26 protein-coding genes and 1 pseudogene are annotated in these 23,970 nt (G+C 72.5%); 16 read left to right on the forward strand and 11 right to left on the reverse strand.

The annotated features are described in order from the left end of the window. Positions 1-41: 41 nt before the first annotated feature. From atpA to ABZ671_RS13130, 7 genes and pseudogenes are all read left to right on the forward strand, one after another. On the forward strand, positions 42-1,694 hold the full coding sequence (atpA, locus tag ABZ671_RS13100) for a F0F1 ATP synthase subunit alpha (RefSeq protein ID WP_357855998.1): 1,653 nt from the start codon (positions 42-44) through the stop codon (positions 1,692-1,694). 2 nt (positions 1,695-1,696) lie between these two features. Continuing rightward, on the forward strand, positions 1,697-2,635 hold the full coding sequence (locus ABZ671_RS13105; protein ID WP_357856001.1) for a F0F1 ATP synthase subunit gamma: 939 nt from the start codon (positions 1,697-1,699) through the stop codon (positions 2,633-2,635). After that, positions 2,635-4,071: a F0F1 ATP synthase subunit beta gene (atpD, locus tag ABZ671_RS13110; RefSeq protein ID WP_357856004.1), complete on the forward strand. Its 1,437-nt coding sequence runs from the start codon at positions 2,635-2,637 to the stop codon at positions 4,069-4,071. The genes ABZ671_RS13105 and atpD overlap by 1 nt, the downstream gene beginning before the upstream one ends. A 111-nt stretch (positions 4,072-4,182) precedes the next feature. Beyond that, a pseudogene (locus tag ABZ671_RS13115) lies at positions 4,183-4,308 on the forward strand (LCP family protein); the annotation flags it as partial. 181 nt (positions 4,309-4,489) lie between these two features. Then, positions 4,490-4,768, forward strand: a complete 279-nt coding sequence (locus ABZ671_RS13120; protein ID WP_357856007.1) for a F0F1 ATP synthase subunit epsilon — start codon at positions 4,490-4,492, stop codon at positions 4,766-4,768. A gap of 12 nt (positions 4,769-4,780) precedes the next feature. Further along, positions 4,781-5,236, forward strand: coding sequence for a DUF2550 domain-containing protein (locus ABZ671_RS13125; RefSeq protein ID WP_357856010.1), 456 nt, complete (start codon positions 4,781-4,783; stop codon positions 5,234-5,236). A 380-nt stretch (positions 5,237-5,616) separates the two neighbouring features. Further along, entirely contained in the window at positions 5,617-6,177 is a 561-nt protein-coding gene (locus ABZ671_RS13130; RefSeq protein WP_357856146.1) for a hypothetical protein, read from the forward strand. A gap of 151 nt (positions 6,178-6,328) precedes the next feature. Here the strand turns inward: ABZ671_RS13130 and ABZ671_RS13135 are convergent, their stop codons facing one another. After that, complete coding sequence (locus ABZ671_RS13135; protein WP_357856013.1) at positions 6,329-7,435, reverse strand: CapA family protein; 1,107 nt, start codon at positions 7,433-7,435, stop codon at positions 6,329-6,331. A gap of 64 nt (positions 7,436-7,499) precedes the next feature. Here ABZ671_RS13135 and ABZ671_RS13140 point away from each other — a divergent pair, with 64 nt between their 5' ends. Beyond that, positions 7,500-8,300: an inositol monophosphatase family protein gene (locus ABZ671_RS13140; protein ID WP_357856017.1), complete on the forward strand. Its 801-nt coding sequence runs from the start codon at positions 7,500-7,502 to the stop codon at positions 8,298-8,300. On the opposite strand, the gene ABZ671_RS13145 is transcribed toward ABZ671_RS13140, so the two are convergent. From ABZ671_RS13145 to ABZ671_RS13165, 5 genes are all read right to left on the reverse strand, one after another. Beyond that, positions 8,297-9,151, reverse strand: a complete 855-nt coding sequence (locus ABZ671_RS13145; RefSeq protein ID WP_357856020.1) for an alpha/beta fold hydrolase — start codon at positions 9,149-9,151, stop codon at positions 8,297-8,299. The two genes, ABZ671_RS13140 and ABZ671_RS13145, sit on opposite strands and share 4 nt — an antisense overlap. Then, positions 9,148-10,029, reverse strand: coding sequence for an SDR family NAD(P)-dependent oxidoreductase (locus ABZ671_RS13150; RefSeq protein WP_357856023.1), 882 nt, complete (start codon positions 10,027-10,029; stop codon positions 9,148-9,150). Before ABZ671_RS13150 ends, ABZ671_RS13145 begins: the two co-directional genes overlap by 4 nt. Beyond that, the gene (locus tag ABZ671_RS13155; protein ID WP_357856026.1) at positions 10,022-11,533 is read right to left on the reverse strand and encodes an NAD(P)/FAD-dependent oxidoreductase; all 1,512 of its coding nucleotides are present in this window, start codon (positions 11,531-11,533) and stop codon (positions 10,022-10,024) included. The genes ABZ671_RS13150 and ABZ671_RS13155 overlap by 8 nt, the downstream gene beginning before the upstream one ends. 53 nt (positions 11,534-11,586) lie before the next feature. Further along, a complete protein-coding gene (locus ABZ671_RS13160) occupies positions 11,587-11,712 on the reverse strand; it encodes a hypothetical protein (protein ID WP_357856029.1) in 126 nt (41 codons plus the stop codon). Between the two features lie 169 nt (positions 11,713-11,881). Beyond that, the gene (locus ABZ671_RS13165) at positions 11,882-12,358 is read right to left on the reverse strand and encodes a hypothetical protein (protein WP_357856031.1); all 477 of its coding nucleotides are present in this window, start codon (positions 12,356-12,358) and stop codon (positions 11,882-11,884) included. A gap of 43 nt (positions 12,359-12,401) precedes the next feature. Here ABZ671_RS13165 and ABZ671_RS13170 point away from each other — a divergent pair, with 43 nt between their 5' ends. Beyond that, positions 12,402-13,376, forward strand: a complete 975-nt coding sequence (locus ABZ671_RS13170) for a WYL domain-containing protein (RefSeq protein ID WP_357856034.1) — start codon at positions 12,402-12,404, stop codon at positions 13,374-13,376. Positions 13,377-13,452: 76 nt separating this feature from the next. On the opposite strand, the gene ABZ671_RS13175 is transcribed toward ABZ671_RS13170, so the two are convergent. After that, positions 13,453-14,928 (reverse strand): PLP-dependent aminotransferase family protein, encoded by a 1,476-nt coding sequence (locus ABZ671_RS13175; RefSeq protein WP_357856037.1) that lies wholly within the window; start codon positions 14,926-14,928, stop codon positions 13,453-13,455. A gap of 29 nt (positions 14,929-14,957) precedes the next feature. Here ABZ671_RS13175 and ABZ671_RS13180 point away from each other — a divergent pair, with 29 nt between their 5' ends. From ABZ671_RS13180 to ABZ671_RS13190, 3 genes are all read left to right on the forward strand, one after another. Beyond that, entirely contained in the window at positions 14,958-15,569 is a 612-nt protein-coding gene (locus tag ABZ671_RS13180) for a LysE family translocator (protein WP_357856040.1), read from the forward strand. Between the two features lie 9 nt (positions 15,570-15,578). Further along, positions 15,579-16,292: a phenylalanine--tRNA ligase beta subunit-related protein gene (locus ABZ671_RS13185; protein ID WP_357856043.1), complete on the forward strand. Its 714-nt coding sequence runs from the start codon at positions 15,579-15,581 to the stop codon at positions 16,290-16,292. 598 nt (positions 16,293-16,890) lie between these two features. Then, positions 16,891-17,319 (forward strand): archease, encoded by a 429-nt coding sequence (locus tag ABZ671_RS13190; RefSeq protein ID WP_357856046.1) that lies wholly within the window; start codon positions 16,891-16,893, stop codon positions 17,317-17,319. Positions 17,320-17,336: 17 nt separating this feature from the next. Here the strand turns inward: ABZ671_RS13190 and ABZ671_RS13195 are convergent, their stop codons facing one another. Then, the gene (locus tag ABZ671_RS13195) at positions 17,337-18,761 is read right to left on the reverse strand and encodes an RtcB family protein (protein WP_357856049.1); all 1,425 of its coding nucleotides are present in this window, start codon (positions 18,759-18,761) and stop codon (positions 17,337-17,339) included. A 154-nt stretch (positions 18,762-18,915) separates the two neighbouring features. Between ABZ671_RS13195 and ABZ671_RS13200 the strand changes: the two genes are divergently transcribed. From ABZ671_RS13200 to ABZ671_RS13210, 3 genes are all read left to right on the forward strand, one after another. Further along, positions 18,916-19,806, forward strand: coding sequence for a pentapeptide repeat-containing protein (locus ABZ671_RS13200; protein WP_357856052.1), 891 nt, complete (start codon positions 18,916-18,918; stop codon positions 19,804-19,806). Between the two features lie 40 nt (positions 19,807-19,846). Then, positions 19,847-20,338 carry an RNA-guided endonuclease TnpB family protein gene (locus ABZ671_RS13205; RefSeq protein WP_357856055.1) on the forward strand — a complete coding sequence of 164 codons (492 nt, stop codon included), beginning with the start codon at positions 19,847-19,849 and terminating at the stop codon, positions 20,336-20,338. A 115-nt stretch (positions 20,339-20,453) separates the two neighbouring features. Continuing rightward, positions 20,454-20,687, forward strand: coding sequence for a preprotein translocase YidC (locus ABZ671_RS13210; RefSeq protein WP_357856059.1), 234 nt, complete (start codon positions 20,454-20,456; stop codon positions 20,685-20,687). Between the two features lie 28 nt (positions 20,688-20,715). On the opposite strand, the gene ABZ671_RS13215 is transcribed toward ABZ671_RS13210, so the two are convergent. The 3 genes from ABZ671_RS13215 to rnhA form a co-directional block, all read right to left on the reverse strand. Continuing rightward, entirely contained in the window at positions 20,716-20,928 is a 213-nt protein-coding gene (locus tag ABZ671_RS13215) for a ferredoxin (RefSeq protein ID WP_357856061.1), read from the reverse strand. A 15-nt stretch (positions 20,929-20,943) separates the two neighbouring features. Next, on the reverse strand, positions 20,944-22,164 hold the full coding sequence (locus ABZ671_RS13220) for a cytochrome P450 (protein WP_357856064.1): 1,221 nt from the start codon (positions 22,162-22,164) through the stop codon (positions 20,944-20,946). Between the two features lie 84 nt (positions 22,165-22,248). Then, complete coding sequence (rnhA, locus tag ABZ671_RS13225) at positions 22,249-22,722, reverse strand: ribonuclease HI (protein ID WP_357856067.1); 474 nt, start codon at positions 22,720-22,722, stop codon at positions 22,249-22,251. A gap of 109 nt (positions 22,723-22,831) precedes the next feature. Between rnhA and ABZ671_RS13230 the strand changes: the two genes are divergently transcribed. Then, positions 22,832-23,941, forward strand: a complete 1,110-nt coding sequence (locus ABZ671_RS13230; RefSeq protein WP_357856070.1) for a serine hydrolase domain-containing protein — start codon at positions 22,832-22,834, stop codon at positions 23,939-23,941. Positions 23,942-23,970 lie beyond the last annotated feature (29 nt).

Consider the following 23,970-nt stretch of genomic DNA (forward strand, 5'->3'; position numbering starts at 1 on the left):
ACTAGGTATCCCGGGCCCCTGATACTTGAAGGAAGCAGAGGATGGCCGAGCTGACCATCTCGACGGAGGAGATCCGTGGCGCCCTCGAGCGTTACGTCTCCTCCTACACGGCCGACGTCTCCCGTGAGGAGGTCGGCACCGTCGCCGACGCCGGCGACGGCATCGCCCACGTCGAGGGTCTCCCCTCGACCATGACCAACGAGCTCCTGGAGTTCGAGGACGGCACGCTGGGCGTGGCGCTGAACCTCGACGTCCGGGAGATCGGTGTCGTCGTCCTCGGTGACTTCGCCGGCATCGAAGAGGGGCAGCGCGTCAAGCGCACCGGCCGGGTGCTCTCCGTCCCGGTCGGCGACGCCTTCCTCGGCCGCGTGGTCAACGCGCTCGGCCAGCCGATCGACGGCCTGGGCGACATCCCGAACGAGGGCTACCGCGAGCTGGAGCTCCAGGCCCCGAACGTGATGTCCCGCAAGTCGGTCGACGAGCCGCTGCAGACCGGCCTCAAGGCCGTTGACGCGATGACCCCGATCGGACGCGGTCAGCGTCAGCTGATCATTGGTGACCGGAAGACCGGCAAGACCACGGTCGCCCTGGACACCATCCTCAACCAGCGGGACAACTGGCGCTCCGGCGACCCGAAGAAGCAGGTCCGCTGCATCTACGTCGCCGTCGGCCAGAAGGCCTCCACCATCGCCTCCATCAAGGGGACGCTGGAGGCGGCGGGCGCGATGGAATACACCACCATCGTCGCCTCCCCGGCCTCCGACCCGGCTGGCTTCAAGTACCTCGCCCCGTACACCGGCTCGTCCATCGGTCAGCACTGGATGTACGGCGGCAAGCACGTTCTGATCGTCTTCGACGACCTGAGCAAGCAGGCCGAGGCGTACCGGGCCGTGTCGCTGCTGCTGCGCCGTCCGCCGGGCCGTGAGGCGTACCCGGGTGACGTCTTCTACCTGCACTCCCGGCTGCTGGAGCGCTGCGCCAAGCTCTCCGACGAGCTGGGCGGCGGCTCGATGACCGGTCTGCCGATCATCGAGACCAAGGCGAACGACATCTCGGCGTTCATCCCGACCAACGTCATCTCCATCACCGACGGCCAGATCTTCCTGGAGACCGACCTGTTCAACCAGGGCGTCCGGCCGGCCATCAACGTCGGCACCTCGGTCTCCCGGGTCGGTGGCGCCGCGCAGGTGAAGCCGATGAAGAAGGTCGCCGGCTCGCTCCGGCTCAACCTGGCCCAGTTCCGCGAGCTGGAGGCGTTCGCCGCCTTCGCCTCCGACCTGGACAAGGCCTCCCGCGCCCAGCTGGAGCGCGGCTCCCGCCTGGTCGAGCTGCTCAAGCAGGCGAACTACTCGCCGTACCCGGTGCAGGAGCAGGTCGTCTCGGTCTGGGCCGGCACCGAGGGCAAGCTGGACGACATCCCGGTCGGCGAGATCCGCCGCTTCGAGTCGGAGTTCCTGCAGTACCTCCGGCACAAGCACGCCGGCGTCCTGGCCGGGATCGCGGACAACCAGTGGAACGACGAGATCATCGCCTCGCTCGACTCGGCCATCACCGAGTTCAAGCAGGTCTTCCTGGGCAAGGAGGACGAGGTGCGGATCAACGAGGCCCCGGCCAAGGCGCTGGAGGGCGAGGAGACCCGCGAGACGGTGACCCGCTTCCGCGACGGCTCGACCGACCGCCCGGCTGAGAGCTGACCATGGCCGCCCAGGTACGCGTTCTTCGTCAACGGATCCGCTCGGCGAAGTCGATGAAGAAGATCACCAAGGCGATGGAGCTCGTCGCGACGAGCCGGATCGCCAAGGCCCAGGCCCGGGTGGCGGCGTCCCTGCCGTACGCCAAGGCGATCACCGGCGTGCTCACGGCGCTGGCCTCCAACGCGCGGATCGACCACCCGCTGCTCACCCCGCGTGAGCGGGTGCGGCGGGCGGGCGTCCTGCTGGTCACCAGCGACCGGGGCCTGGCCGGCGGTTACAGCTCGAACGCGATCAAGACCGCGGAGTCGCTGATCGCCCGGCTTCGTGCCGACGGCAAGGAGCCGGTGCTCTATGTCATCGGCCGCAAGGGCGTCACGTTCTACCGCTTCCGCAACCGAGACATCGAGGCGAGCTGGACGGGCTTCTCGGAGCAGCCGTCCTTCGCCGACGCCCGCGAGGTGGGCGAGACGCTGATCAAGGCGTTCGTGGGCGGTGCGGACGACGTGGACGGCGGCCCCGGCGCGGACGGCGTGCTCGGCATCGACGAGCTGCACATCGTCTACACCGAGTTCAAGTCGCTGATGACCCAGACGCCGGTGACCCGGATCATCGGGCCGATGCAGGTCGAGGAGCGGCCGCGGTCGGAGGCCCCCCAGGGGCTGCTCCCGGCGTACGAGTTCGAGCCGGAGGCGGAAGCGCTGCTCGACGCGTTGCTGCCGAAGTACATCAACACGCGGATCTACGCGGCGTTGTTGGAATCGGCGGCGAGCGAATCGGCGGCCCGGCGGCGGGCGATGAAGAGCGCCACCGACAACGCCGAAGAGATGATCGAGAAGTACACGCGTGAGATGAACTCGGCCCGCCAGGCCGGGATCACCCAGGAGATCAGCGAGATCGTCGGCGGCGCCAACGCGCTGGCCGCGTCGGGAAGTGAAGTGTGATGACTGCCCCAGTAGAGACCAAGACGGCCACCGGTCGCGTGGTCCGGGTCATCGGCCCGGTCGTCGACGCCGAGTTCCCGCGCGACGGCATGCCGGACCTGTTCAACGCCCTGCACGTCAACGTGACGCTCTCCGGCGGCGAGAAGACGCTGACCCTGGAGGTCGCCCAGCACCTGGGTGACAACCTGGTCCGCGCCATCTCGATGCAGCCGACCGACGGCCTGGTCCGCGGCGCCGAGGTGCGCGACACCGGCTCGCCGATCAGCGTGCCGGTCGGCGACGCGGTCAAGGGCCACGTGTTCAACGCGATCGGCGAGTGCCTCAACCTCACCGAGGGCGAGACGCTCAACCCGGACGACCACTGGGGGATCCACCGCAAGGCCCCGGCCTTCGCGGACCTGGAGCCGAAGACCGAGATGCTGGAGACCGGCATCAAGGTCATCGACCTGCTCGCCCCGTACGTCAAGGGCGGCAAGATCGGCCTGTTCGGCGGCGCCGGCGTGGGCAAGACGGTGCTCATCCAGGAGATGATCACCCGGGTCGCCCGTAACTTCGGTGGTACGTCGGTCTTCGCCGGCGTGGGTGAGCGCACCCGTGAGGGCAACGACCTCATCGCCGAGATGACCGAGTCCGGCGTTATCGACAAGACCGCGCTGGTCTACGGCCAGATGGACGAGCCGCCGGGCACCCGGCTGCGGGTCGCCCTCTCCGCGCTGACCATGGCGGAATACTTCCGCGACGTGCAGAAGCAGGAGGTGCTGCTCTTCATCGACAACATCTTCCGCTTCACCCAGGCCGGTTCCGAGGTTTCCACGCTGCTCGGCCGGATGCCGAGCGCCGTGGGTTACCAGCCGACCCTGGCCGACGAGATGGGCGAGCTCCAGGAGCGGATCACCTCCGTCCGGGGCCAGGCCATCACCTCGATGCAGGCGATCTACGTGCCCGCCGACGACTACACCGACCCGGCGCCGGCCACCACGTTCGCTCACCTGGACGCGACCACCAACCTGGAGCGGTCGATCTCCGACAAGGGCATCTACCCGGCCGTGGACCCGCTGGCGTCCTCGTCCCGGATTCTCGCCCCGGAGTTCGTCGGCCAGGAGCACTTCCAGGTGGCCACCGAGGTGAAGCGGATCCTGCAGCGTTACAAGGACCTGCAGGACATCATCGCCATCCTCGGTATCGAGGAGCTCTCCGAGGAAGACAAGATCACCGTGCAGCGGGCCCGGCGGATCGAGCGCTTCCTGTCGCAGAACACCTACGCCGCCGAGCAGTTCACCGGCGTGCCGGGCTCGACGGTCCCGATCAAGGAGACCATCGACGCGTTCAAGAAGATCAGCGAGGGCGAGTACGACCACTTCCCCGAGCAGGCCTTCTTCATGTGCGGCGGCCTGGAGGACCTCGAGGCCAAGGCCAAGGAGCTGATGGAGGGCTGAGCCCTCGGCACCTTCGCAGAGGCCGCCCCGACACCGTCGGGGCGGCCTCTGTCTGTTCAGTCCCGCCATGCCATCCTGAGGACCGTGCAGAAGGTCGTCGACGCGAGCCCGCAGGACGTGTACCCGAAGGGCAACGCCCACCTCGACGGCGGGCAGGCGCTGGACTACGCGCGTCAGCGGTACCCGCGCAACGGCGTGCCGGACTCCGACCACGGCCGGCAGCAGCACCAGCGACAGATTGACGCGGTTCCTGCTGGAGCGCCCCGATACAAGCAGAAGAGCAGCTAGCCTGAGCGCCAGCGGATCCCCGCGGGTGCCGGGCTCGGTGACCGTGTCGCAGGTCTCGCCACCCGCGTTGGGTGACGCTCGGGGCCGCGACTAGACTTTCGGCAATCCGCCGCCGCAGCAAGGAGACAGCGTGGCACAGCAGCTTCACGTCGAGCTTGTAGCCGTCGAGGAGAAGGTCTGGTCCGGCGAGGCCGAGATGGTCGTCGCCCGGACGACCGAGGGCGAGCTGGGTGTGCTGCCGGGGCATGCGCCCCTGCTAGGCCAGCTCGCCGAGCCCTGCCAGGTACGCATCAAGCAGCCCGGGGGCCAGCAGCTCGCGTACGACGTCGCCGGCGGTTTTCTGTCGGTGACCGGTGAGGGCGTCACGGTCCTCGCCGAGAGCGCCACCCCGGCCACTCCGGCGCGCTGAGCCGACCCGCCGATGGAGATTCTGGAAGGGATCGGAATCGGCATCGCGGTCGTGTTCGCCGCGCTGATGATCCTCTTCGTCCGGCGGGCCTTGTTCACCCGCAGCGGAGGCATCATCCGACTCAGCGTCCGGGTTTCCACGATTCTCGACGGCCGAGGCTGGTCACCCGGCTTCGGCCGTTTTGTCGGCGACGAACTCCGCTGGTACCGCATGTTCAGCTTCGCGCTTCGGCCCAAGCGAGTGCTCTCCCGTAAGGGGCTCGCCGTGGAACGACGCCGGCTGCCCGAGGGGCAGGAGCAGTTCTCGATGCCGGCGGACTGGGTCATTTTGCGCTGTACCAGTCATCATGCGCCGGTCGAGATCGCCATGGCGCGCTCCACGGTCACCGGTTTCCTTTCCTGGCTTGAGGCCGCCCCGCCCGGGGCGGCCTCGCCACGTATGGCCTCCCAGGACTGGCCCGCCGCCTGACCCGCGTCGTGCGCGCTCGCCGTCCGCACGCGCCACCCGCGTGTCCGGTGTCCCGGGGTACGTCCCTGCTGGCTTGGGGTGAATGTCCGGTTCTTGGGTGTGGCCGTGGGACGTCCGCCGGCCGGAATGGCGGGCGGGTCGGGGTGGTTGAACCCGGGTGCACGGCCGAGGAAGACGCCCCTGTCGGTGAGGCGGGTGTGCGGGCCCGGAATGTTGGTGGGCAGCCGGTCGTTGTACATGGTCCCGGCGCCGCGAAGAGGCCCCGCCCCGCGAGCCGGCCGGGCAGAGACTTTTTCCCCTTGTTTTGAGCGCCTGACGTGGTGCTTGCGCGTGACCTGACCCCCGGGTCGCGTGCCAACCCCCGAATGGAGCTTCTGGTTATGAACTCGATGCTGCGTAAGAGCATTCTTGGTGTTGCTGGTCTGGCTTTCACCGGTGGTGTGTTCGCCGGTCCGATCGCCGCTCATGCTGCCGAGCCGGTGCAGGCCGCCCCGGTGGCCGCGGTGCAGGCCGGCAAGCCGGCCGTGCAGGGCGCGCAGTCGAAGATCGATCTGAACGGTGAGCAGGTCGCGAATGTGAAGGCGATCATCGCGGCGACGAAGAAGGCCGGCCTGCCCGAGCGGGCGGCGGTGATCTCGATCGCCACGAGTCTGCAGGAGTCGAAGCTGGAGAACCTGGGCCACCTGGGTGACCAGAATGACCATGACTCGCTGGGTCTGTTCCAGCAGCGCCCGAGCTCGGGTTGGGGCAGCCCGGAGCAGATCACCGATCCGGAGTATGCGACGACCGCGTTCCTGAAGGGTTTGAAGCAGGTTGACGGGTGGCAGGACATGCCGCTGACCAAGGCCGCGCAGACGGTGCAGGTGTCGGCGTACCCGGATGCCTACGCCCAGTGGGAGCAGCAGGCCGCCGACCTGGTCGCCCAGTACTGGAACAGCTGACACAACGCCGCTGGCCGGCACCCGAACACGGGTGCCGGCCAGCGGCATCTGCGGATCTTGGAGAGCTGCCGTTCACGAGGAACGGCAACTCTCCAAGATCTGCCAGCGGCGTGCGGGCGTACCCGGAGGAAGACCGCGACGGGCGGGCCGTTCACTCCGGGTTCAGGGTGATCAGGTCGTCGTTGGCGAGCGCGAACCGAGTCCGGCAGGGCGCGCCGAGCCCGTCGAGCAGGTCGGCCAGCCAGCGGGCCTCGTCCGGGGCGGCCAGTTCGAGCCGCATCCGGCGCGTCCGCACCGGCACCAGACGCAGCCGGCGCAGCTCACCGGTGTCCAGGTCGAGCGTGGGCAGGTGCAGCAGCCGCAGCTGCGGCCGATACGACTCCTGCCCGCCGATCCCCTCGTAGTCGTCGATCAGGTCGCCACAGCCGTACAGCACGAGGCGTCCTCGGTACCGCTCGATCGGGCGCGGATGGTGCGACGAGTGGCCGTGCACCAGGTGCACCCCGGCGTCGATCAGCGCGTGCGCGAAGCGGACATGTTCGGGCGGCACCTCGTACCCCCAGTTCGAGCCCCAGTGCACCGAGACCACCACCAGGTCCCTCGGCCCGGCCTCCCGGGCGATCCGTTCGGCGAGCGCGGCGGCCGACGCCGCCGACACGTCCGGCAGATATGCCACTCCGGTCCGCCCGTCGGCCGCCGCCCACTGCGGGTACACGCCGCTGGAGGGTGCGCCGACCGCCCAGACGAGCAGCCGGTGGCCGTCGGGAAGCGGCACCACGGCCGGTTGCCACGCCTCGTCGGCATCCCGACCGGCGCCCACGGTCCGGATGCCGGCCGCACGCAGGGTGTCGAGCGTGTCGGCCAGCCCGGCCGGGCCGAAGTCGAGGACGTGGTTGTTGGCCAGCACGCACACGTCGAGCCGGGCGGCGGTGAGGCAGGCCAGGTTCGCCGGGTGCATCCGGTAGTGGATGTCCTTGCCGGGGGCGTACCCGCCGCGCCCGGTCACCGACGTCTCCAGGTTGACGATCCGGACGTCCGGGCGCAGCGCGTCCAGCAGGCGCAGCGCCTCGCCCCACGGCCACTCGGGCGGCGCCGGTCGCGGCACCGGACCGTTGACGGATTCCGCCAGCTCGACGTAGCGGCGGGCGTCGGTGACGGCCGGCTCCCGCAGCGCGGGCGGCCCCGGATGCGGCAGGATCTGGTCCACGCCCCGGCCGGTCATCACGTCGCCGGCGAGGAAGAGGGTCACCTCGGTCATGCCGGTGGTCTTCCCGCCTCGGCCGCTCGCGCACCTCCCGCACCGGCCGACCTACACTGCCCAAATGTCGATCATGGATCGGAACGTGGCAATTGCCGCGGCGCAGGCGGGAGCCGATGTCGTGCGTGGCCGGTACGGCACATCGCTCGAACGCGTGGACAAGTCCGGGGGCGACTTCGCCACCGCCGCCGATGTCGAGGCCGAACAGGCGATCCTCGACGTCATCCGGGCCGCCCGGCCCGACGACGCGGTGCTCGGGGAGGAGAGCGGACGCACCGGGCCCACCACCGTCGACCGCACCTGGCTGGTCGACCCGCTGTGCGGCACCCTCAACTACGCGGCACGGATGCCGCTGGTCGCGGTGAACGTGGCCCTGCGCGCCGGCGCCGACATCACGGTGGTCGCCTCGGCCGACCCGTTCGCCGGGGAGGTGTTCTGGACCGACGGCGGCCCGGCCCGGGTCCGCCGCGACGGGGTGGACGAGCCGCTCACCCCCTCCGCCGAGTCGCGGCTCGTGGACGTCAACCTCGACCCGCCGTTTCCGAACGGACCCGCGTTCCAGGCCGCCCGGTTGCTCGGGCACCCGGGGTTCGTCGCGCGGTTCCGGCCGCGGGTGGTGTCCACGACCCTCGCGGTGGCCTGGGTGGCCGCCGGTCGGCGCGCGGCGTACGTGACCGACGGCCACCTGCGCGACAGCGTGCACTTCGCCGCCGGGATCGCCCTGTGCCGGGCCGCCGGTTGCCTGGTGACCGACCTGCAGGGCCAGCCGCTGCACACCGGCGCGGGCGGGCTGCTGGTGGCCGCGGACCACGACACGCACCGCGCCCTGCTGACGCTCATCGAGGACCAGATGCGCCAGCCCTAACCGGCTGCGGGACGCGACCAGAACTGCGTGACCAGCGCGTGAAACGCCGCGGCCCGCTCGACCTGCGGCATGTGCCCGGTGTCTCGGAACAGGTGGCAGCGGGCCTTCGGCAGCCGGGCGCGGGCGTTGGCCAGGTGGCTGGCCGGCAGGATCAGGTCCCGGTCGCCCCAGACGACCAGCGTGGGCAGGTCCAGCGCGGCCACCGCGTCGAGCAGCTCCTCCCGCCAGCGCGGTCGTACGCCCCGCCAGGTGCCCAGGCTGCCGACCAGTTCCAGCATCACCCGGGCGGAGTGCGGCTGCCGGGCCACCGCGAGGGCGGTGGCGACGCGTTCCTGCGTGACGTACGCCGGGTCGTGGAAGATGGCCCGCTCGACGCGGCGGGCGATCGCCGGGTGCGGGCGCAGCAGCAGCCGGCCCAGCGGGCGCAGCGCGAGCAGCCGCAGCGCCACGGTGACCTGCCGGCCGAAGCCGGCGCTGTTGACCAGCACCAGGCTCGCCGCCCGGGCCGGGTCGTCGGCGGCGATCCGCATCGCCACCGCCCCGCCGAGGGAGTTGCCGACCAGGTGCGCCGGGCCGGTGACCCCGGCAGCGTCCAGGGTCTCGGCGACGGCCGCGGCCAGGGCGGGGAGGGTGTGCGGCGGCTGCAGCGGCGCGCTGCCGCCGTGGCCGGGCAGGTCCACGCTGATCACCCGGTGGTCGCGACCCAGCAGCTCGTGCTGGTCGGCGAAGTCGTCGAGGGTGCGGCCGATGCCGTGCAGCAGCACCACCGGCGGGCCGTCGCCGGTGATCCGGCAGCGGACCCGCCGGCCAGCGACCATCAGCTCGTCGGCCGGCGGCAGCGCGACGGTCACGCTGACCGCTCCGCGTCGGATGCGGCCGGACGCGGCGCGGGCACCCGGGTTGCGGTGCCCTTCGTCGCCAGCGCCAGGACCTTCCCGTACGAGCCGGGCGCGACCCGGGCGAGCAGGTCGGGCAGCTTCGCCGACCAGCCGATCAGCACCCGTCCCCGGCGGCGCTGCACGTTGCGCAGGATCACCTCGGCGGCCTTCGCCGGGTCGATGACGAGCAGCTTCTCGAACTGCCGGCGGCCGGCCTCGAACTCGGCGCGGGGGACGCCGCTGCCCACCCGGGCGCTGGCCGCGATGCGGGTCCGGATGCCGCCGGGGTGCACCGAGGTGACCCCGATGCCGTCGTCGACCAGTTCGTGCCGCAGCGCCTCGGTGAAGCCGCGGACGGCGAACTTGCTGGCCGAGTAGGCGGTCTGGCCGGCGGGCGCGATCAACCCGAACAGGCTGGAGATGTTGACCAGGTGCGCGCCGGGCTCGGCCTTGAGCGCGGGCAGCAGCGCGTGGGTGAGCCGCACCACGGCCCGGAAGTTGATCTCGATGACCCAGAGGAACTCGTCCAGGGTGACCTGGTCGAACCGGCCGCCCAGGGCCACCCCGGCGTTGTTGACCAGCAGCCGGATCCGGGGATGCCGGCGGCGCAGTTCGGCGGCCACCCGGTCGGTGGCGTCGGCGTCGGCGAGGTCGACCAGGTGGGTGTCGATCCGCCGGTCGGGGTGGGCGGCGCGGATCGCGGCGACCACCGAGTCGAGCCGCTGCGCGTCCCGGTCCAGCAGGACCAGGTCGGCGCCGCGCCGGGCCAGCCCGTACGCGAGGGCCTCGCCGATGCCGCTGGCCGCGCCGGTCACCACCGCCGTGCCGCCGGAGAAGACAAAGTCACGCATCCGAAGTGCTCCTGTCGGCTCGGGTGACGGGTGCGGTGGGCCGAGCGGCGTCGCCGGCCCGGGAGAAGCGGACGCCCGCGTCGGTGAGCCGGCCGTGCCGCATCAACAGCACGTCCCGGGGGTAGTTCTGGTGCAGCCGCCACGGCGCCCTCGGGCCCTGCTTGGGCAGCTGGTCGACGGCGCGCAGCACGTACCCGGACCTGAGGTCGATGATCGGCGACAGCTCGTCCGAGTCGGGGACGAGCGGGGTGACGATCTGCTGGCCGGTGGCGTCGAGGTGGCGCAGCAGCCGGCAGACGTACGTGGCGACTAGGTCGGCCTTGAGTGTCCACGAGGCGTTGGTGTAGCCGAGGGTCAGGGCGAAGTTGGGCACGCCGGAGAGCATCATGCCCTTGTAGGCCACCGTCCCGGCGAGGTCCACCTCGACGCCGTCCACGGTCACGGTCATGCCGCCGAGGGCGAGCAGGTGGAGACCGGTGGCGGTGACGACGATGTCGGCGGGCAGTTCCTCACCGGAGTCGAGGCGGATGCCCCGCTCGGTGAAGGTGTCGATGGTGTCGGTGACCACCGAGGCACGCCGCTGGCTGACCGCGGCGAAGAGGTCCCCGTCGGGGACCACGCACATCCGCTGGTCCCAGGGGTCGTAGCGGGGCGCGAAGTGCCGGTCGATGTCGTACCCGGCCGGCAGCCGGCCCTGCGCGGCCCGGCGCAGGTACCGTTTCACCAGGCCCGGGGCACGCCGGCTGAGCCGGAAGGTGAGCACCCCCGCCAGCACGTTCTTCCACCGCACCACCGGGTACGCGGCCCTCGCCGGCAGCCAGCGCCGCAGCGCGTCGGCGAGCGGGTCGCGCGAGGCCAGCGCGATGACGTACGTGGGTGAGCGTTGAAGCATGGTGACGTGGCTGGCCCGGTGCGCCATCGCCGGAACCAGGGTGACCGCGGTGGCGCCGCTGCCGATCACCACCACCCGCTTGCCGGTCCAGTCGAGGTCCTCTGGCCAGTGCTGCGGGTGCACGAGCCGGCCGGCGTACCGGTCGACGCCCGGGAACTCGGGTGTGTAGCCGCAGTCGTAGCGGTAGTAGCCGGCGCAGGTGAACAGGAACGCGCAGGTGAGGAGGACGTCCTCGCCGGTGTCGTCGCGGTGGGCGTGCACGGTCCAGCGGGCGGTGCCGCTGTCCCATTCGGCGCGGACCACCCGGTGGTGGAAGCGGATGTGCTCCTGCACTCCGTGTTCCTGGGCGGTCTCGCGCACGTACGCCCGGATGGCCTCGCCGTCGGCGATCGCCTTCGGGTCGGTCCACGGCTTGAACGAGTAGCCGAGGGTGAACATGTCGGAGTCGGAGCGGACGCCCGGGTAGCGGAACAGGTCCCAGGTGCCGCCGATGGCGCCCCGGGCCTCGAGCACCGTGTAGGTCTTACCCGGGCAGTCGCGTTGCAGGTGGACGGCGGCGCCGACGCCGGAGAGCCCGGCACCGACGATGAGCACGTCGACGTGGTCGGCCATGGCGTCTCCGGTTCGGCGGCGGTGAACCGGACAGTACCGTGCCGACGCGCGGGTCAGCCGGCCCGGGTGAAGTCCATGGTCCAGTTCGTTTCCCAGGTGCGCTCGCCGTCGGTGGAGAACGCCTGTTCCCAGCGGCATGAGGTCGGGGTGATTCCGGACCAGATGAAGCGGCAGCGCACCGGCCGCCCTCGTCGGTGTCGTCGGCGTAGAACACGCCGACGCCGTCGACGAACTGGTGCGCCACCGAGGTGCCGGGGAACTCGTCCCAGTCGTCGCTGCCGACGTGCCGCTTGGTCAGCCGCCGGTTGGTCACGTCCCAGGTCCCGACGAGGAAGTCGAAGTCGCCCATCAGCGGCCCACCGGCCCCTCGGCGCGGGTGTCGGCCAGGTAGCCGGCCAGGTCCGGCTCGTCCGGGGCGAGCAGGTGGCGGACCCAGGCGGCCCGCTCGTGCTCCAGCACGCCCAGTTCCCAGACGCAGCCCACCCCCGGGCGGTCCATCGGGACGAAGTGCGCGGGGTTGTCGTCCGGGCAGTCCAGTGCGGGCTGGCCGGCGACCGCGATCCGGCACTCCACCACGTTGTCCCAGAACCAGCTGTACGCCAGCAGGTACGCCCCGGTGTCCGCGCCCCGGTGCAGCACCACCCAACTCGCCGGCGGTGTGCTCCCGTCCGGTTCCGGCAGCAGCTTCGGCAGGTAGGCGTACGCGGCGTCGACCACGGCGGGTTCGAGGCGGCGATCGGGCTGGTCGATGTGGTAGCGCTTGACGTGCCGTCCGGCGACCTCGACAGCCGCCGGGGCGGTCAGTTCCTTGTCCTGAAATGCCATGCCCGCACGGTAGGACCGGTCCCCTGACAGCTAGTGTCAGTGGATGCGGGCCAGTCGTCTCCTGTCGATCCTGCTGCTGTTGCAGGCCCACGGCCGGCTCACCGCCGCCGAGCTGGCGCGCCGCCTGGAGGTCTCCGTCCGCACCATCTACCGGGACGTGGAGTCGCTGCACGCCGCCGGCATTCCGCTGTACGGGGAGGCCGGCCACGCCGGGGGCTACCAGCTGGTCGACGGCTGGCGGACCCGGCTGACCGGGCTCACCGCCGAGGAGGCCGATCGGCTCCTCTTCGCCGGGCTGCCCGGGCCGGCCGCCGAGCTGGGCTACCAGTCGGTCGTCGCCGCCGTTCAGCTCAAGCTGCGGGCCGCGCTGCCGACCCCGCTGGCCGACCGGGCCGCCCGGCTCGAACAGCGTTTCCACCTGGACACCCCCGGGTGGTACTCCGACGGGGACCCGTCGCCGTACCTCGCGTCGACGGCGGAGGCGGTGTGGCGGCAGCACCGGGTCCGGGTCCGCTACCGCAGCTGGGCCGGCGAGGCGACCCGGGTCCTGGAGCCGTACGGCCTGGTGCTCAAGGGTGGCCGCTGGTATGTGGTGGCGGCCCGGCCGGACCGGGCCCAACCGGCCACCTACCGGGTCAATCAGATCCTCGACCTGACCCCGCTCGACGAGCCGTTCGACCGGCCCGAGTTCGACCTGCCCACCTGGTGGCGGGCCCACGTGGCGGACTTCCGGGCCCGCCTGCACCAGGACGAGGCCACCGTCCGGCTTTCCCCGCGCGGCCGGGCACGGCTGCGGGAGATCGCCGCCGGCCCGGTGGTCGCCGCGGTGGACGCCACCGCCGGCCCGCCGGACCAGGCCGGCTGGGTCCACGCCGTCATCCCGATCGAGTCGCTCACCCACGCCCACGGCGACCTGCTGCGGCTCGGCGCCGAGGTGGAGGTCCTCTCCCCCGCCGCCCTGCGCGACCGCCTCGCCGACACCGCCGCCGCCCTCACCGCCCTCTACCACCGTTGCTGATTCCGTAGTTGGGTGTCAGCAATCCCGGCCTTGCGGTTGGGACGGTCCCGTGGGCACCGAAGGGGTTGGGGCGGTCTCAGGGGAGGTCACGGAGGGCTGCGGCGATGGTGGTGATGGCGCGCTCGATGTCGCCGGGTGAATTGGCGGCGTAGCCGAGCACCAGGCCGGGTGGCTGCGGTCGCTGCCCGTGCCAGGACAGCGGCTGCACTTTGACGCCCCGGCGCAGCGCCGCGGCGGCCAGCGCCACGTCGTCGACGCCGCCGTCGAGGGTGACCATCAGGTGCAGGCCGGCGGCGGCGCCGTGCACGACCGCCCCGGGCAGGTGGTCTCGGATCGCCCGGATCATCGCGTCCCGGCGACGTACGTGCCGGCGGCGCAGCAGCCGCAGGTGGCGTTCCAGCGCGCCGGAGTCCATCAGCTCGGCCAGCACGAGCTGGGGCAGGGCCGCGTTGCCGAGGTCGGCCATCCGTTTGGCGGCCACCAGCGCGTCGTGGAGCCGGGGCGGCACCAGCACCCAGCCGATCCGCAGCGCCGGGGCGAGCAGCTTGGAGACGCTGCCGGTGTAGCAGACCCGCCCGGGGAGCATGCCGCGCAGCGCCGGCACGGGCGGCCGGTCGTAGCGGTGCTCGGCGTCGTAGTCGTCCTCGATGACCAGGCCGCCCCGCTGCGCCCAGCGCAACAGCCGCCGGCGCCGGTCCCCGTCCAGCACCACCCCGGTCGGGAACTGGTGGGCGGGGGTGAGCATCACCGCCGGGGCGCCGGTGGCCGCCAGCCGGTCGACGCGCAGGCCGTGCCCGTCGACCGGCACGGGCGGGGTGTCCAGCCGCCAGTTGCGCAGGTGCTGGCGTACGCCGAGGGAGCCGGGGTCCTCCACGGCCACGGTGTGGACGCCGTCGGCGTGCAGCACCTGGGCGAGCAGGCCGAGCGCCTGGGACACCCCGGCGACGATCACCACCTCGGCCGGGTCGACCTGGATGCCCCGGTTGCGGGCCAGCCAGGTGGCCACCGCCAGCCGCAGCACGGGCTCGCCGGTCGCGTCGCCGTACCCGAAGGCGGCGGGCGCGAGGCGGTGCAGCACCGCGCGTTCCGCGCGCAGCCAGGCCGCGCGGGGAAAGGCCGCCAGATCGGGTACGCCGGGCGTCAGGTCGAGCTCCGCCGCGGCGGTGCGCAGCGCGTCGAAGATGTCGGTGCCCGGCGGGCCGGTGAACACCTCGGCCGGGGCGGGTGGCCGCGGCGCGGGGGTGACCACCGCGGCGGGCGTGGCCACCACGACCGTGCCGGCCCGGCCGCGCCCCACCACGTGACCGTCCTCGGTGAGCCGCTGGTACGCCTCGGTCACGACTCCCCGGGAGACGCCCAGTTCGGCGGCGAGCACCCGGCTGGCCGGCAGGCGTGCGCCCACCGGCACCCGACCGTCGGCGATGGCCGCGCGCAGCCGCGCGGCGAGCCAGTCGGCTCGCCCACCGGGCGGGGCCTGACCCACATCGAGCTGGAGGAAATCCGCGCCAGCCGTTATGGACTCTTCAGCCGGCATCGGTTTGGCTCTGTCCACGGGTCCATTGTGAGCGCAGGCTGGGGTGCGTGAGCATCGCTTTTCTGTTGACCACGCTGGTCGTGGTGGCCACACCGGGCACCGGGGTGGTGTATACGCTCTCCACCGCGCTCAGCGCGGGCCGGCGCGCCGGCGTTCTCGCCGCCGTCGGTGGCACGATCAGCCTCGTGCCGCACCTGGCGGCGGCGGTCACCGGTCTGGCCGCCGTGCTGCGCGCCGGCACCCCGGCATTCCGGGTGCTGACCTGGCTGGGGGTGGCGTACCTGCTGTGGATGGCCTGGTCCGCGTTGCGCGACCGGGGTCCGCTGCCGGTCGACGACGCGCGCCCGCCCCGCTCGGCCGGCCGGCTGGTCCTCGACGGGGTGCTGATCAACCTGCTCAACCCGAAGGTGACCGTGTTCTTCGTGGCCTTCCTGCCGCAGTTCGTGCCGCCGGACGCACCCGCGGCTACCAGCCGAATGCTGCTGCACGGCGGGGTCTTCATGCTGATCACGCTCGTGGCCTTCGCCGGCCTCGGTGTGCTGGCCGGCACACTGCGGCGTCGGATCCTCGCCCGGCCCCGGCTGATCGCGCTGCTGCGCCGTGGTGTCGCCGGCAGCTTCCTCGCGCTGGGTCTCGGCCTGGCCCTCACCGCCCGATAGGAGCACCGCGTGCGTTTCCAACACGCCCCGCAGGTCTGGTCGGCCTTTCCCGAGCTGGTCTGCGGCGTCCTGCACGCCACCGGCGTCACCCCTGCCGTCGACGTCGGTCCGCTGCTCGCCCGGCACGCCGACACCGCCCGGGCCCGGCTCGCCGGCGGCCCGGAGGGCGGCTTTCCGGAGATCCAGGCATGGCGGCGGGCCTTCGCGCGGATGGGTCTGCCGCCGACCCGCTACCGCTGCGCGGCCGAATCGCTGCTGCGCCGCTTCCGCCGCGACGGCGCGTTGCCGCGGCTGCACCCGCTGGTCGACCTGGGCAACGCCCTCTCCCTCGGGTACGCGGTGCCGGTTGCCGTCCTGGACGTCGACCGGATCGCCGGCGACCTGGCGGTGCGGCCGGCGACCGGCGAGGAGACCTACCTGGCCCTCGGCGGTGGCGATGACGAGCGCCCCGAGCGGGGCGAGGTGATCTTCGCGGACTCGGCCGGCCGGGCGCACTCCCGGCGCTGGACGCACCGGCAGAGCGGCACCTCGGCGGTCCGGAACGACACCACCGAGGTGCTGGTGGTCATCGAGGCGTTGCACGACGGCGCGGCGGAAACGGTGCCCCGGATGCTCGCGGAGCTGTCGTCGGCGCTGGAGGACAGGTGGCAGCTGCCGGCCCGGACGGCGGTGCTGACCGCCGACGCGCCGGTATTCCCGACGGCGCGGGCGGCGGCCGGCTGAGGCATGCCGCCCACGGCGCGGGGCGTCAGGAGGCCGCCTCCCCGCGTCCGTGGTCGTCGGTGTGCAGGATCTCGTGGAACTCGGCGGCGCTGATCTCGCCGGTGCGCAGCCGGCGGGCGTTCGCGGCGAACGGGCGATCCCCGCGCCTCGCGGGTCGCGCTCGGGCAGCAGGCCACCCTCGGCGGCGAGGGAGACGCCTCGTCCGCCACCTGGCGGGGGTCGTCGGTGTCGACCGGCTCGCCGTGCAGCTCGCGCAGCGCGGCCGCGAGCTGCGCGTCGGCGGCAGCGCTGGTGCCCCACCGTCGGGCCAGCTCGACCGTGCGGCCGAGGCTGTCCGCACCGACCTTCTCAGAGCGCAGGGTGGCAGAACATCCTCGCCGCCGGGCTGGCGGAGAGGTAAAACGCCTGCGGAGCTGATGTAAGACCTCAAGGGAAGAAGTTTTCCCGGACAGGCGGTCGGCGATGAAACAGGAAACCCCACGGGCAACCGTGGGAATCCCGGCACCTTCAGGGCCGGGAGGATGTCAAGTCCGGCACGCTAGCCGACCGATGCGACAAAACCCGGTGGGCGACCGAGCGGCGGCGGCAGGATCAGGTCATGGAGCGACGACCGGCGCGGGGGCACCGGAACGTGCCGCACACCGCCGACGTGCGGATCGAGGCGTGGGCGTCGGACCGGGAGGGCTGCGTTGCCGAGGCGGTGGCCGCGATGCTCGACAGCTTCGTCGACGTCGCCGGCGCGGACGCGACCGCCGAGACCGACTTCGCCGTGCCGCCCGGCGACGACGCGGACATGCTGGTGGCCGTGCTCGACGAAGTGATCTTCCGGTTGGAGACGGCGGGCGTGCTGCCGCTGGCCACCGAGGTGCGCTCGACCGACGGCGGCGGGCTGCTGGTGCGGTGGTGGACGGTCGACGCCGACGCGGTGGAGCTGGTCGGCGCGGTCCCGAAGGCGGTGGCCCTGCACGAGCTGCGCTTCGGCCCCGACCGGGACGGCTGGTCCTGCGCGGTGACGCTGGACGTGTGACCGGCTGACCCGCCGGGTCAGCCTTTCACCACGCCGACCGGGACGAGCCGGGCCACCCGCCGGCAGAGCCCGGCTCCCTCGGTCGCCTCGATAACGGCGTTGATGTCCTTGTACGCGGCCGGCATCTCCTCGGCCAACCCGCGCCGGGACCTGCCCCGTACCGCGATGTCCTGCGCCTCCAGCTCCCGGCGCGGATCATGCCCGCCCACCGCCCTGGTCGCCTGCTTGCGACTCTGCGTACGACCCGCGCCGTGGCAGGTGGAGGCGAAGGCGGGCGCCCCCGGCGTGCCGACCAGCACGTACGAGCCGGTGCCCATCGACCCGGGGATCAGCACCGGCTGCCCCACCGGGCGCAGGTCGTCCGGCAGATCCGGGTGGCCCGGCGGCAACGCCCGGGTGGCGCCCTTGCGGTGTACGCACAGCCGCCGCTGGTCGCCGTCGACACCGTGGGTCTCGATCTTCGCGAGGTTGTGCGACACGTCGTACACCAGGCTCAGGTCGCACCCGACGACCCGCTCGAAGACCTGACGGGCGGCGTGGTGCAGCAGTTGGCGGTTGGCCCGCGCGTAGTTCGCCGCAGCGGCCATCGCCCCAAGGTAGGCCCGCCCCTCGTGGGACGACACCGGCGCGCAGGCGAGCTGCCGGTCGGGCACGTGGATGCCGTACCCGGGCATCGCCTTCTCCATGGCGTGGACGTAGTCGGTGCAGATCTGGTGGCCGAGCCCCCGCGAACCGCAGTGGATCATGACGCAGACCTGTCCGGCCCGCAGCCCGAACGCGCCGGCCACCGGCTCGTCGTACACCTCCGCCACCGCCTGCACCTCGAGGAAGTGGTTGCCCGAGCCGAGGCTGCCGACCTGGCCCGCGCCCCGTTGCACCGCCCGCTCGCTGACCTGCGCCGGGTTCGCGTCGCCGACCGCGCCGTAGTCCTCGCACCGGTCCAGGTCGCGCCGCACCCCGTAGCCGCGCTCCACGGCGTAGCGGGAGCCGCCGCGCAGCAGGGCGTCGAGCTCGGCGCCGTCGGCCAGGTGCCACACCGCGCCCTTGCCCATGCCGCGCGGGGTGGCCTCGCTCAGGCCGTCCATCAGCGCGTTGAGGCGGGAGCGGGAGCGCAGCTCGGCGCGGTCGAGGCTCGCGGTGAGCAGCCGCACGCCGCAGGAGATGTCGAAGCCCACCCCGCCGGGCGAGACCACCCCGCCGGCCTCGACATCGGTGGCGGCGACCCCGCCGATCGGGAAGCCGTAACCCAGATGCACGTCCGGCATGGCGTAGGAGGCGCCGACGATGCCGGGCAGGGTGGCCACGTTCGCCACCTGTTCCAGCGACCTGTCCGCCCGGGCGTCCGGCAACAGCGACCGGGACGCGAGAACCACCCCAGGGACCCGCATCGGGTCGCGCCGGTCGATCCGGAACCGGTACGGCGACTCCTCGACCAGCTCCATGACGCCGGGCTACCCCGCTCGGGGGCCAATACACCCGCCGCCGGGTCGCGTCGCCGGCGGCCCACGAGAGCAGCCGGTGAGCCGGGGCGGAGAATGGGACCCGGGCGCGACGGTCACGCCCGAGGGGTGCCGAGACGGTGGGAGGCCGGGCGACGTGTCCGACACGGTGCGGCAGCGGCCGTCGACGCCGGCCGGCGATCGTGAACTGCGGGCCGACTGCGCCCGATGCTTCGGGATCTGCTGCGTCGCGCCGGCGTTCGCCGCCTCCGCCGACTTCGCCATCGACAAGCCGGCCGGTCAGCCCTGCCCCAACCTGCGCGCCGACTCCCGCTGCGGCATCCACCGCGACCTGCGCCAGCGAGGCTTCCCCGGCTGCACCGTCTTCGACTGCTTCGGCGCGGGCCAGCACGTCGCGCAGGGCACCTTCGGCGGGCAGGACTGGCGCGGCGACCCGGCTACGGCCCAGCTGATGTTCGACACCTTCGCGGTGATGCGGCCGCTGCACGAGCTGCTCTGGTATCTGGCCGAGGCCCTCGCGCTGACCCCGCCCGGGCCGCTCCGGGACGACCTGGCCGCTGCCCTGGCGCAGACCGGACAGCTCACCGACGGCAGCCCGGACCAGCTGCTCGCTCTGGACGTCGACGCGCACCGGGACCGGGTCAACCGGCTGTTGTCCCGAGCCGGCGAGCAGGCCCGAGCCGGACGGGCCGGCGCGGACCGGCGTGGGGCGGTGCTGATCGGGGCGGACCTGCGCCGGGCCGGGCTGTCCGGGGCGAACCTGCGCGGGGCCTGCCTGATCGGCGCGGACCTGCGCGAGGTCGACCTCGGCGCGGCCGACCTGACCGGCGCCGACCTGCGCGGCGCCGATCTGCGCGGCACCGACCTCGGGCGGTGCCTGTTCGTGCACCAGTCGCAGGTCGACGCCGCCCGCGGCGACCACCGGACGATCCTGCCGCCGGGCCTGCGCCACCCCGCGCACTGGTCGCTGGCGATCGCCCCGGTCCGGCCCCCGCGCGGGCGGGCCGCCGCACCCCGCCGCCGCTGATCGCCGGCCGGCGGGCCGACGATTCCCCCGCGGCACCGTCGTGGTCGAAGACCTCAACGTGGCCGGGATGCTGCGCAACCGGCGCCTGGCCCGCAGGATCGCCGACGCCGGGTTCGGTGAGATCCGCCGGCAGGTGGAGTACAAAACTGTATGGAACGGCGGTCGGCGGATAGTGGCCGACCGCTGGTATCCCTCCAGCAAGACCTGCTCGGCCTGTGGCGTGGTGAAAGCCAAGCTGCCGCTGCACGTCCGAGTGTTCACCTGCGATGCCTGCGGTCTGGTCATCGACCGGGACGCCAACGCAGCCCGCAACCTCGCCGCCCTCGCGACGGCACAAGCAACGGGTACCGGAGTGGCCGGAGACCCGGGCGCGCAAGCGCCGAAACCGCGTGGAGCCGACCGCAAGACCCGCACCACCACCCGCAGCCGCACGGCCACGGGTGGGCGGGCAGGTGGCGAAACCCTGCCACACCAACGGCAGGAGGAAACGCGAGACCGTCATCAGGACACCGGACCGCTCGCGTTTCGGTGACACCGTTACGGACCTTCCCAGCCGAAAGGCCGGGATTGCTGACATCCAACTACGGAATCAGCAACGGTAGCCGGAATCCGCGTCACCTCGCGCGGCGCGGACGGGAGGCAGACGGGTGGAGTATCGGGCACGCCAGGGTGAGCAGCCGATCGATCCGACGCACGCCGAGGACGAGGCCGGTCAGGCCCGGCTGGTCCAGGTCGACGCGGACACCGACGTGCCGGCACCGAAGCCCGGCACACCGAAACCGGACGTGGTCACCGAGGACGACAGCTCCGGAGTAGCCGGCGGATCGTCCGGCAGCGCCGGTGGCTTGTCCATGCCGACGCACCCGGACGCGCCCCGCTGACCCAGCCGGCGAGCCGCCATACGTGGAGTCACCCGGCCCGCGGCGGCGGGGGGTCGAAACTGATCGCCCCGGCCGGGCACAGGTCGGCGGCCCGCCGCGCCCGGTCGGCCACGTCGGACGTGGGCTCGGCGAAGCGAAGCAGCACAAGGCCGTCCTCGTCGTCCTGGTCGAAAACCTCCGGCGCGGTCACCACACAGTTACCCGACCCGCAGCAGCGGTCCCGGTCCACCTGTATCCGCACGGCCACCTCCTCGCCTCACCAGGTCACGGGCAGCGCGTCGAGGCCGTAGACGACCGAGGTGTCCCGGGTTGACGGCCGCCCGGCCTCGTCGGCGAGGCGCAGCCGGGGGAACCGTCGGGCCAGCTCCACCAGGGCAATCCGCAGTTCCGCCCGCGCGAGCGGCTGGCCGATGCACTGGTGCACGCCGAAACCGAACGCCACGTGCTGCTGCGCCTGCCGGTACGGGTCGAACTGGTCCGCCCGGTCGAACACGCCCGGGTCACGGTTGGCCAGGGAAAGCACCGCGATCACGCCCTCCCCCGCCCGGATGAGCTGCCCACCGATCTCGACGTCCGCCGTGGCCAGCCGCGCCAGACCGGTCCGCACGATGCTCAGGCAGCGCAGCAGCTCGTCGACCAGACCGTCGGCGTGCCCGGGCTCGTCGCGCAGGGCCGCGTACCGGGCCGGGTGGCGCAGCAGCAGCAGGGTGCTCAGCCCGATCATGTTGGCGGTGGTCTCGTGGCCGGCGATGAGCAGCAGCACCGCCATGCCGACCAACTCGTCGACGGCCAGCTCACCGCCCCCGACCCGATCGCGGGCCAGCCGGCTGAGCAGGTCGTCGGCGCGGTCGCCGGCGGCCACCTTCGTCTCGACCAACCGGTGCAGGTAGTCGCGCAGCTCCCGCACGTGCCGCTGGACGCGTTCCGGTGGCGCGTCGCGGTCGATCAGCGTCCGGCTGCGCTCCTGGAAGAAATCGTGGTCCTCATACGGGACGCCGAGCAGGTGGCAGATCACCATCGACGGCACCGGCAGGGCGAAGTGCGCCACCAGGTCGGCGGGCGGGCCGGCGTCGCGCAGCTCGTCCAGGGCCTGGTCGACGGTCTGCCGGATCAGCGGCTCGACCCGCCGCACATTCTTGATCATGAACTCGGCGGTGAGCATCCGACGCAGCCGGGCGTGCTCCGCACCGTCCATCCGGATGAAGCCGCCCCGCCGGTTGTCGGCGCCGGGGGCCACCTGGCGCAACAGGGGGAAACCCGGGCGACTGAGATCGGCACTGAAGGCGGGATGGCGCAGCAGCTGCCGGACGTCGGCGTGCCGGGTGACCAGCCAGGCGGTCACGTCGGTGGGCAGCCGGACCCGGGTGACCGGCCCGGAGAAGCGGTGCCGCTCGGCCGCGTCCAGCGGCACGAGCGGATCGCGGTCGAGGTTGATCGGCGGCCACAACGGCAGGTCGGTGAGCGGCGTAACCGCCATGCGGACACCTCCGGTAACGACTGTCCGTAACGGGATCAATCCGTCACGTTACTCATTGACCGGTTTCGACACAACCCGTCGACGTCAACGGACGACCGCCTCCGCCCGCGCCTCGGCCATGCCCCGATTGGCCAGCGCATCGGCCCGCTCGTTCTCCGGATGCCCGTTGTGGCCCTTCACCCAGAGCCAGGTCACGTCATGCCGGCCGCACGCGGCCTCCAACCGCTGCCACAGATCGGCGTTCTTCACCGGCTGCTTCGCCGCGGTCAGCCAGCCGTTCCGCTTCCACGACGCCAGCCAGCCGGTGATGCCGTTACGCACGTACGTGCTGTCGGTGTGCAGACGCACGGTGACCGGCCGGGTCAGGCTTTCCAACGCGCGGATCGCCGCAGTCAGCTCCATCCGGTTGTTCGTCGTCGGCGTCGCCTCGCCGCCGCACAACTCGCGCTCGTGCTCACCCCAGCGCAACACCACACCCCAACCGCCCGGGCCGGGATTGCCGCTGCACGCCCCGTCGGTCCAGATCTCCACGACCCGACCGGTCGCCGCCTCCACCATGCCGGCAACCTACCCGGTACGCCCACCGACCGGACCAGCCGACCCACCGCGCACGCCGCCGGCAAAATAGCCACGACACCGGCGCGGCGCCCTGGCAAGGTGGGCAGACGTGGACGGACGCTGGGACGGCCTGCGGGCCGAGGTGCGCAAGACGATCGACGAACTGGTCGCCGCCGGCCGGGAGACCGGCGTGCAGGTGGCCGCCTACCTAAACGGGCAGCCGATCGTACAGGAACAGGCCGGCCTCGCCGACGCCACCACCGGCCGACCGCTCACCGCCGACACACCGGTGCACACGGTCTCCACCGGCAAGGGACTCACCGCCACGGTGGTGCACGTCCTCGCCGAGCGGGGACGACTCGACTACGACCTTCCCATCGCCGAGGTGTGGCCCGAATTCGCCCGCCACGGCAAGGACCGCATCACCCTGCGGCACGCCCTCACCCACACCGCCGGGCTGCCGGCACTACCCGCCGACATCACCGCGGCCGACTTCACCGACTGGGAGCGGATGTGCACGCTCCTCGCCGCCGCCGAGCCGTCGTGGGCGCCCGGCGAGAGACTCGCGTACCACGCCTGGACGTTCGGCTGGCTCGTCGGAGAGGTGGTCCGGCGGATCACCGGCCGACGCATCTCCGAAGTACTCGCCGACGAGGTCGCCGGGCCGCTCGGCGTGCCCGACGAACTCTTCCTCGCCGTGCCGGAGGCGGACCTGCCCCGGCTGGCCCGCTTGGAGGACGCCGGCCTGTCGGCGATGATCGCCAACGCCAGCGCCCACCTGCCGAACTTCGACACGGTGGCCCCGCCCGGCGTTCGACCCGACGCGACGATCGGCAGCCACCCCGACGTGCTGCGCGCCGACGTGCCGGCGGTCGGCACGATGAGCGCCCGCGCGGTCGCCCGAATGTACGCGGCGCTGCTCGGCCCGGTCGACGGCGTACGACTGATCTCGCCCGAACGTCTCCGCGAGGTGTCGGCCGTGGCGGTCCGCGCGCAGGACTGGGTGTTCGGGCAGGAAGTCACCTTCGGCCTCGGGTACGCGGTCGACGGCGATTCCTTCGGCACCGCCGGCAGCGGCGGCAGCCTCGCGTTCGCGTACCCGAAGCTGGGCTTGACCGTGGCGGCGGTGCGCAACCGGCTCGGCGCGGGCGACGGCGACCCGATGGAGCAGCTCCGGCTGCTGGTCCGCGACACGGTGGCCCGGGAACACGACCGGTAGACCGGGCACGCGCCCCCCGATCTTGTTGC

Origin of the sequence: Micromonospora sp. NPDC006766 (assembly GCF_040636055.1) — a bacterium.
Taxonomy (GTDB): Bacteria; Actinomycetota; Actinomycetes; order Mycobacteriales; family Micromonosporaceae; genus Micromonospora.

Bases quoted from the DNA above. Each gene is read 5' to 3' on its own strand.
- atpA (WP_357855998.1), top strand. From the start codon at position 42: ATGGCCGAGCTGACCATCTCGACGGAGGAGATCCGTGGCGCCCTCGAG.
- ABZ671_RS13105 (WP_357856001.1), top strand. From the start codon at position 1,697: ATGGCCGCCCAGGTACGCGTTCTTCGTCAACGGATCCGCTCGGCGAAG.
- atpD (WP_357856004.1), top strand. From the start codon at position 2,635: ATGACTGCCCCAGTAGAGACCAAGACGGCCACCGGTCGCGTGGTCCGG.
- ABZ671_RS13125 (WP_357856010.1), top strand. From the start codon at position 4,781: ATGGAGATTCTGGAAGGGATCGGAATCGGCATCGCGGTCGTGTTCGCC.
- ABZ671_RS13130 (WP_357856146.1), top strand. From the start codon at position 5,617: ATGAACTCGATGCTGCGTAAGAGCATTCTTGGTGTTGCTGGTCTGGCT.
- ABZ671_RS13135 (WP_357856013.1), bottom strand. From the start codon at position 7,435: ATGACCGAGGTGACCCTCTTCCTCGCCGGCGACGTGATGACCGGCCGG.
- ABZ671_RS13140 (WP_357856017.1), top strand. From the start codon at position 7,500: ATGTCGATCATGGATCGGAACGTGGCAATTGCCGCGGCGCAGGCGGGA.
- ABZ671_RS13150 (WP_357856023.1), bottom strand. From the start codon at position 10,029: ATGCGTGACTTTGTCTTCTCCGGCGGCACGGCGGTGGTGACCGGCGCG.
- ABZ671_RS13155 (WP_357856026.1), bottom strand. From the start codon at position 11,533: ATGGCCGACCACGTCGACGTGCTCATCGTCGGTGCCGGGCTCTCCGGC.
- ABZ671_RS13165 (WP_357856031.1), bottom strand. From the start codon at position 12,358: ATGGCATTTCAGGACAAGGAACTGACCGCCCCGGCGGCTGTCGAGGTC.
- ABZ671_RS13170 (WP_357856034.1), top strand. From the start codon at position 12,402: ATGCGGGCCAGTCGTCTCCTGTCGATCCTGCTGCTGTTGCAGGCCCAC.
- ABZ671_RS13190 (WP_357856046.1), top strand. From the start codon at position 16,891: ATGGAGCGACGACCGGCGCGGGGGCACCGGAACGTGCCGCACACCGCC.
- ABZ671_RS13195 (WP_357856049.1), bottom strand. From the start codon at position 18,761: ATGGAGCTGGTCGAGGAGTCGCCGTACCGGTTCCGGATCGACCGGCGC.
- ABZ671_RS13220 (WP_357856064.1), bottom strand. From the start codon at position 22,164: ATGGCGGTTACGCCGCTCACCGACCTGCCGTTGTGGCCGCCGATCAAC.
- rnhA (WP_357856067.1), bottom strand. From the start codon at position 22,722: ATGGTGGAGGCGGCGACCGGTCGGGTCGTGGAGATCTGGACCGACGGG.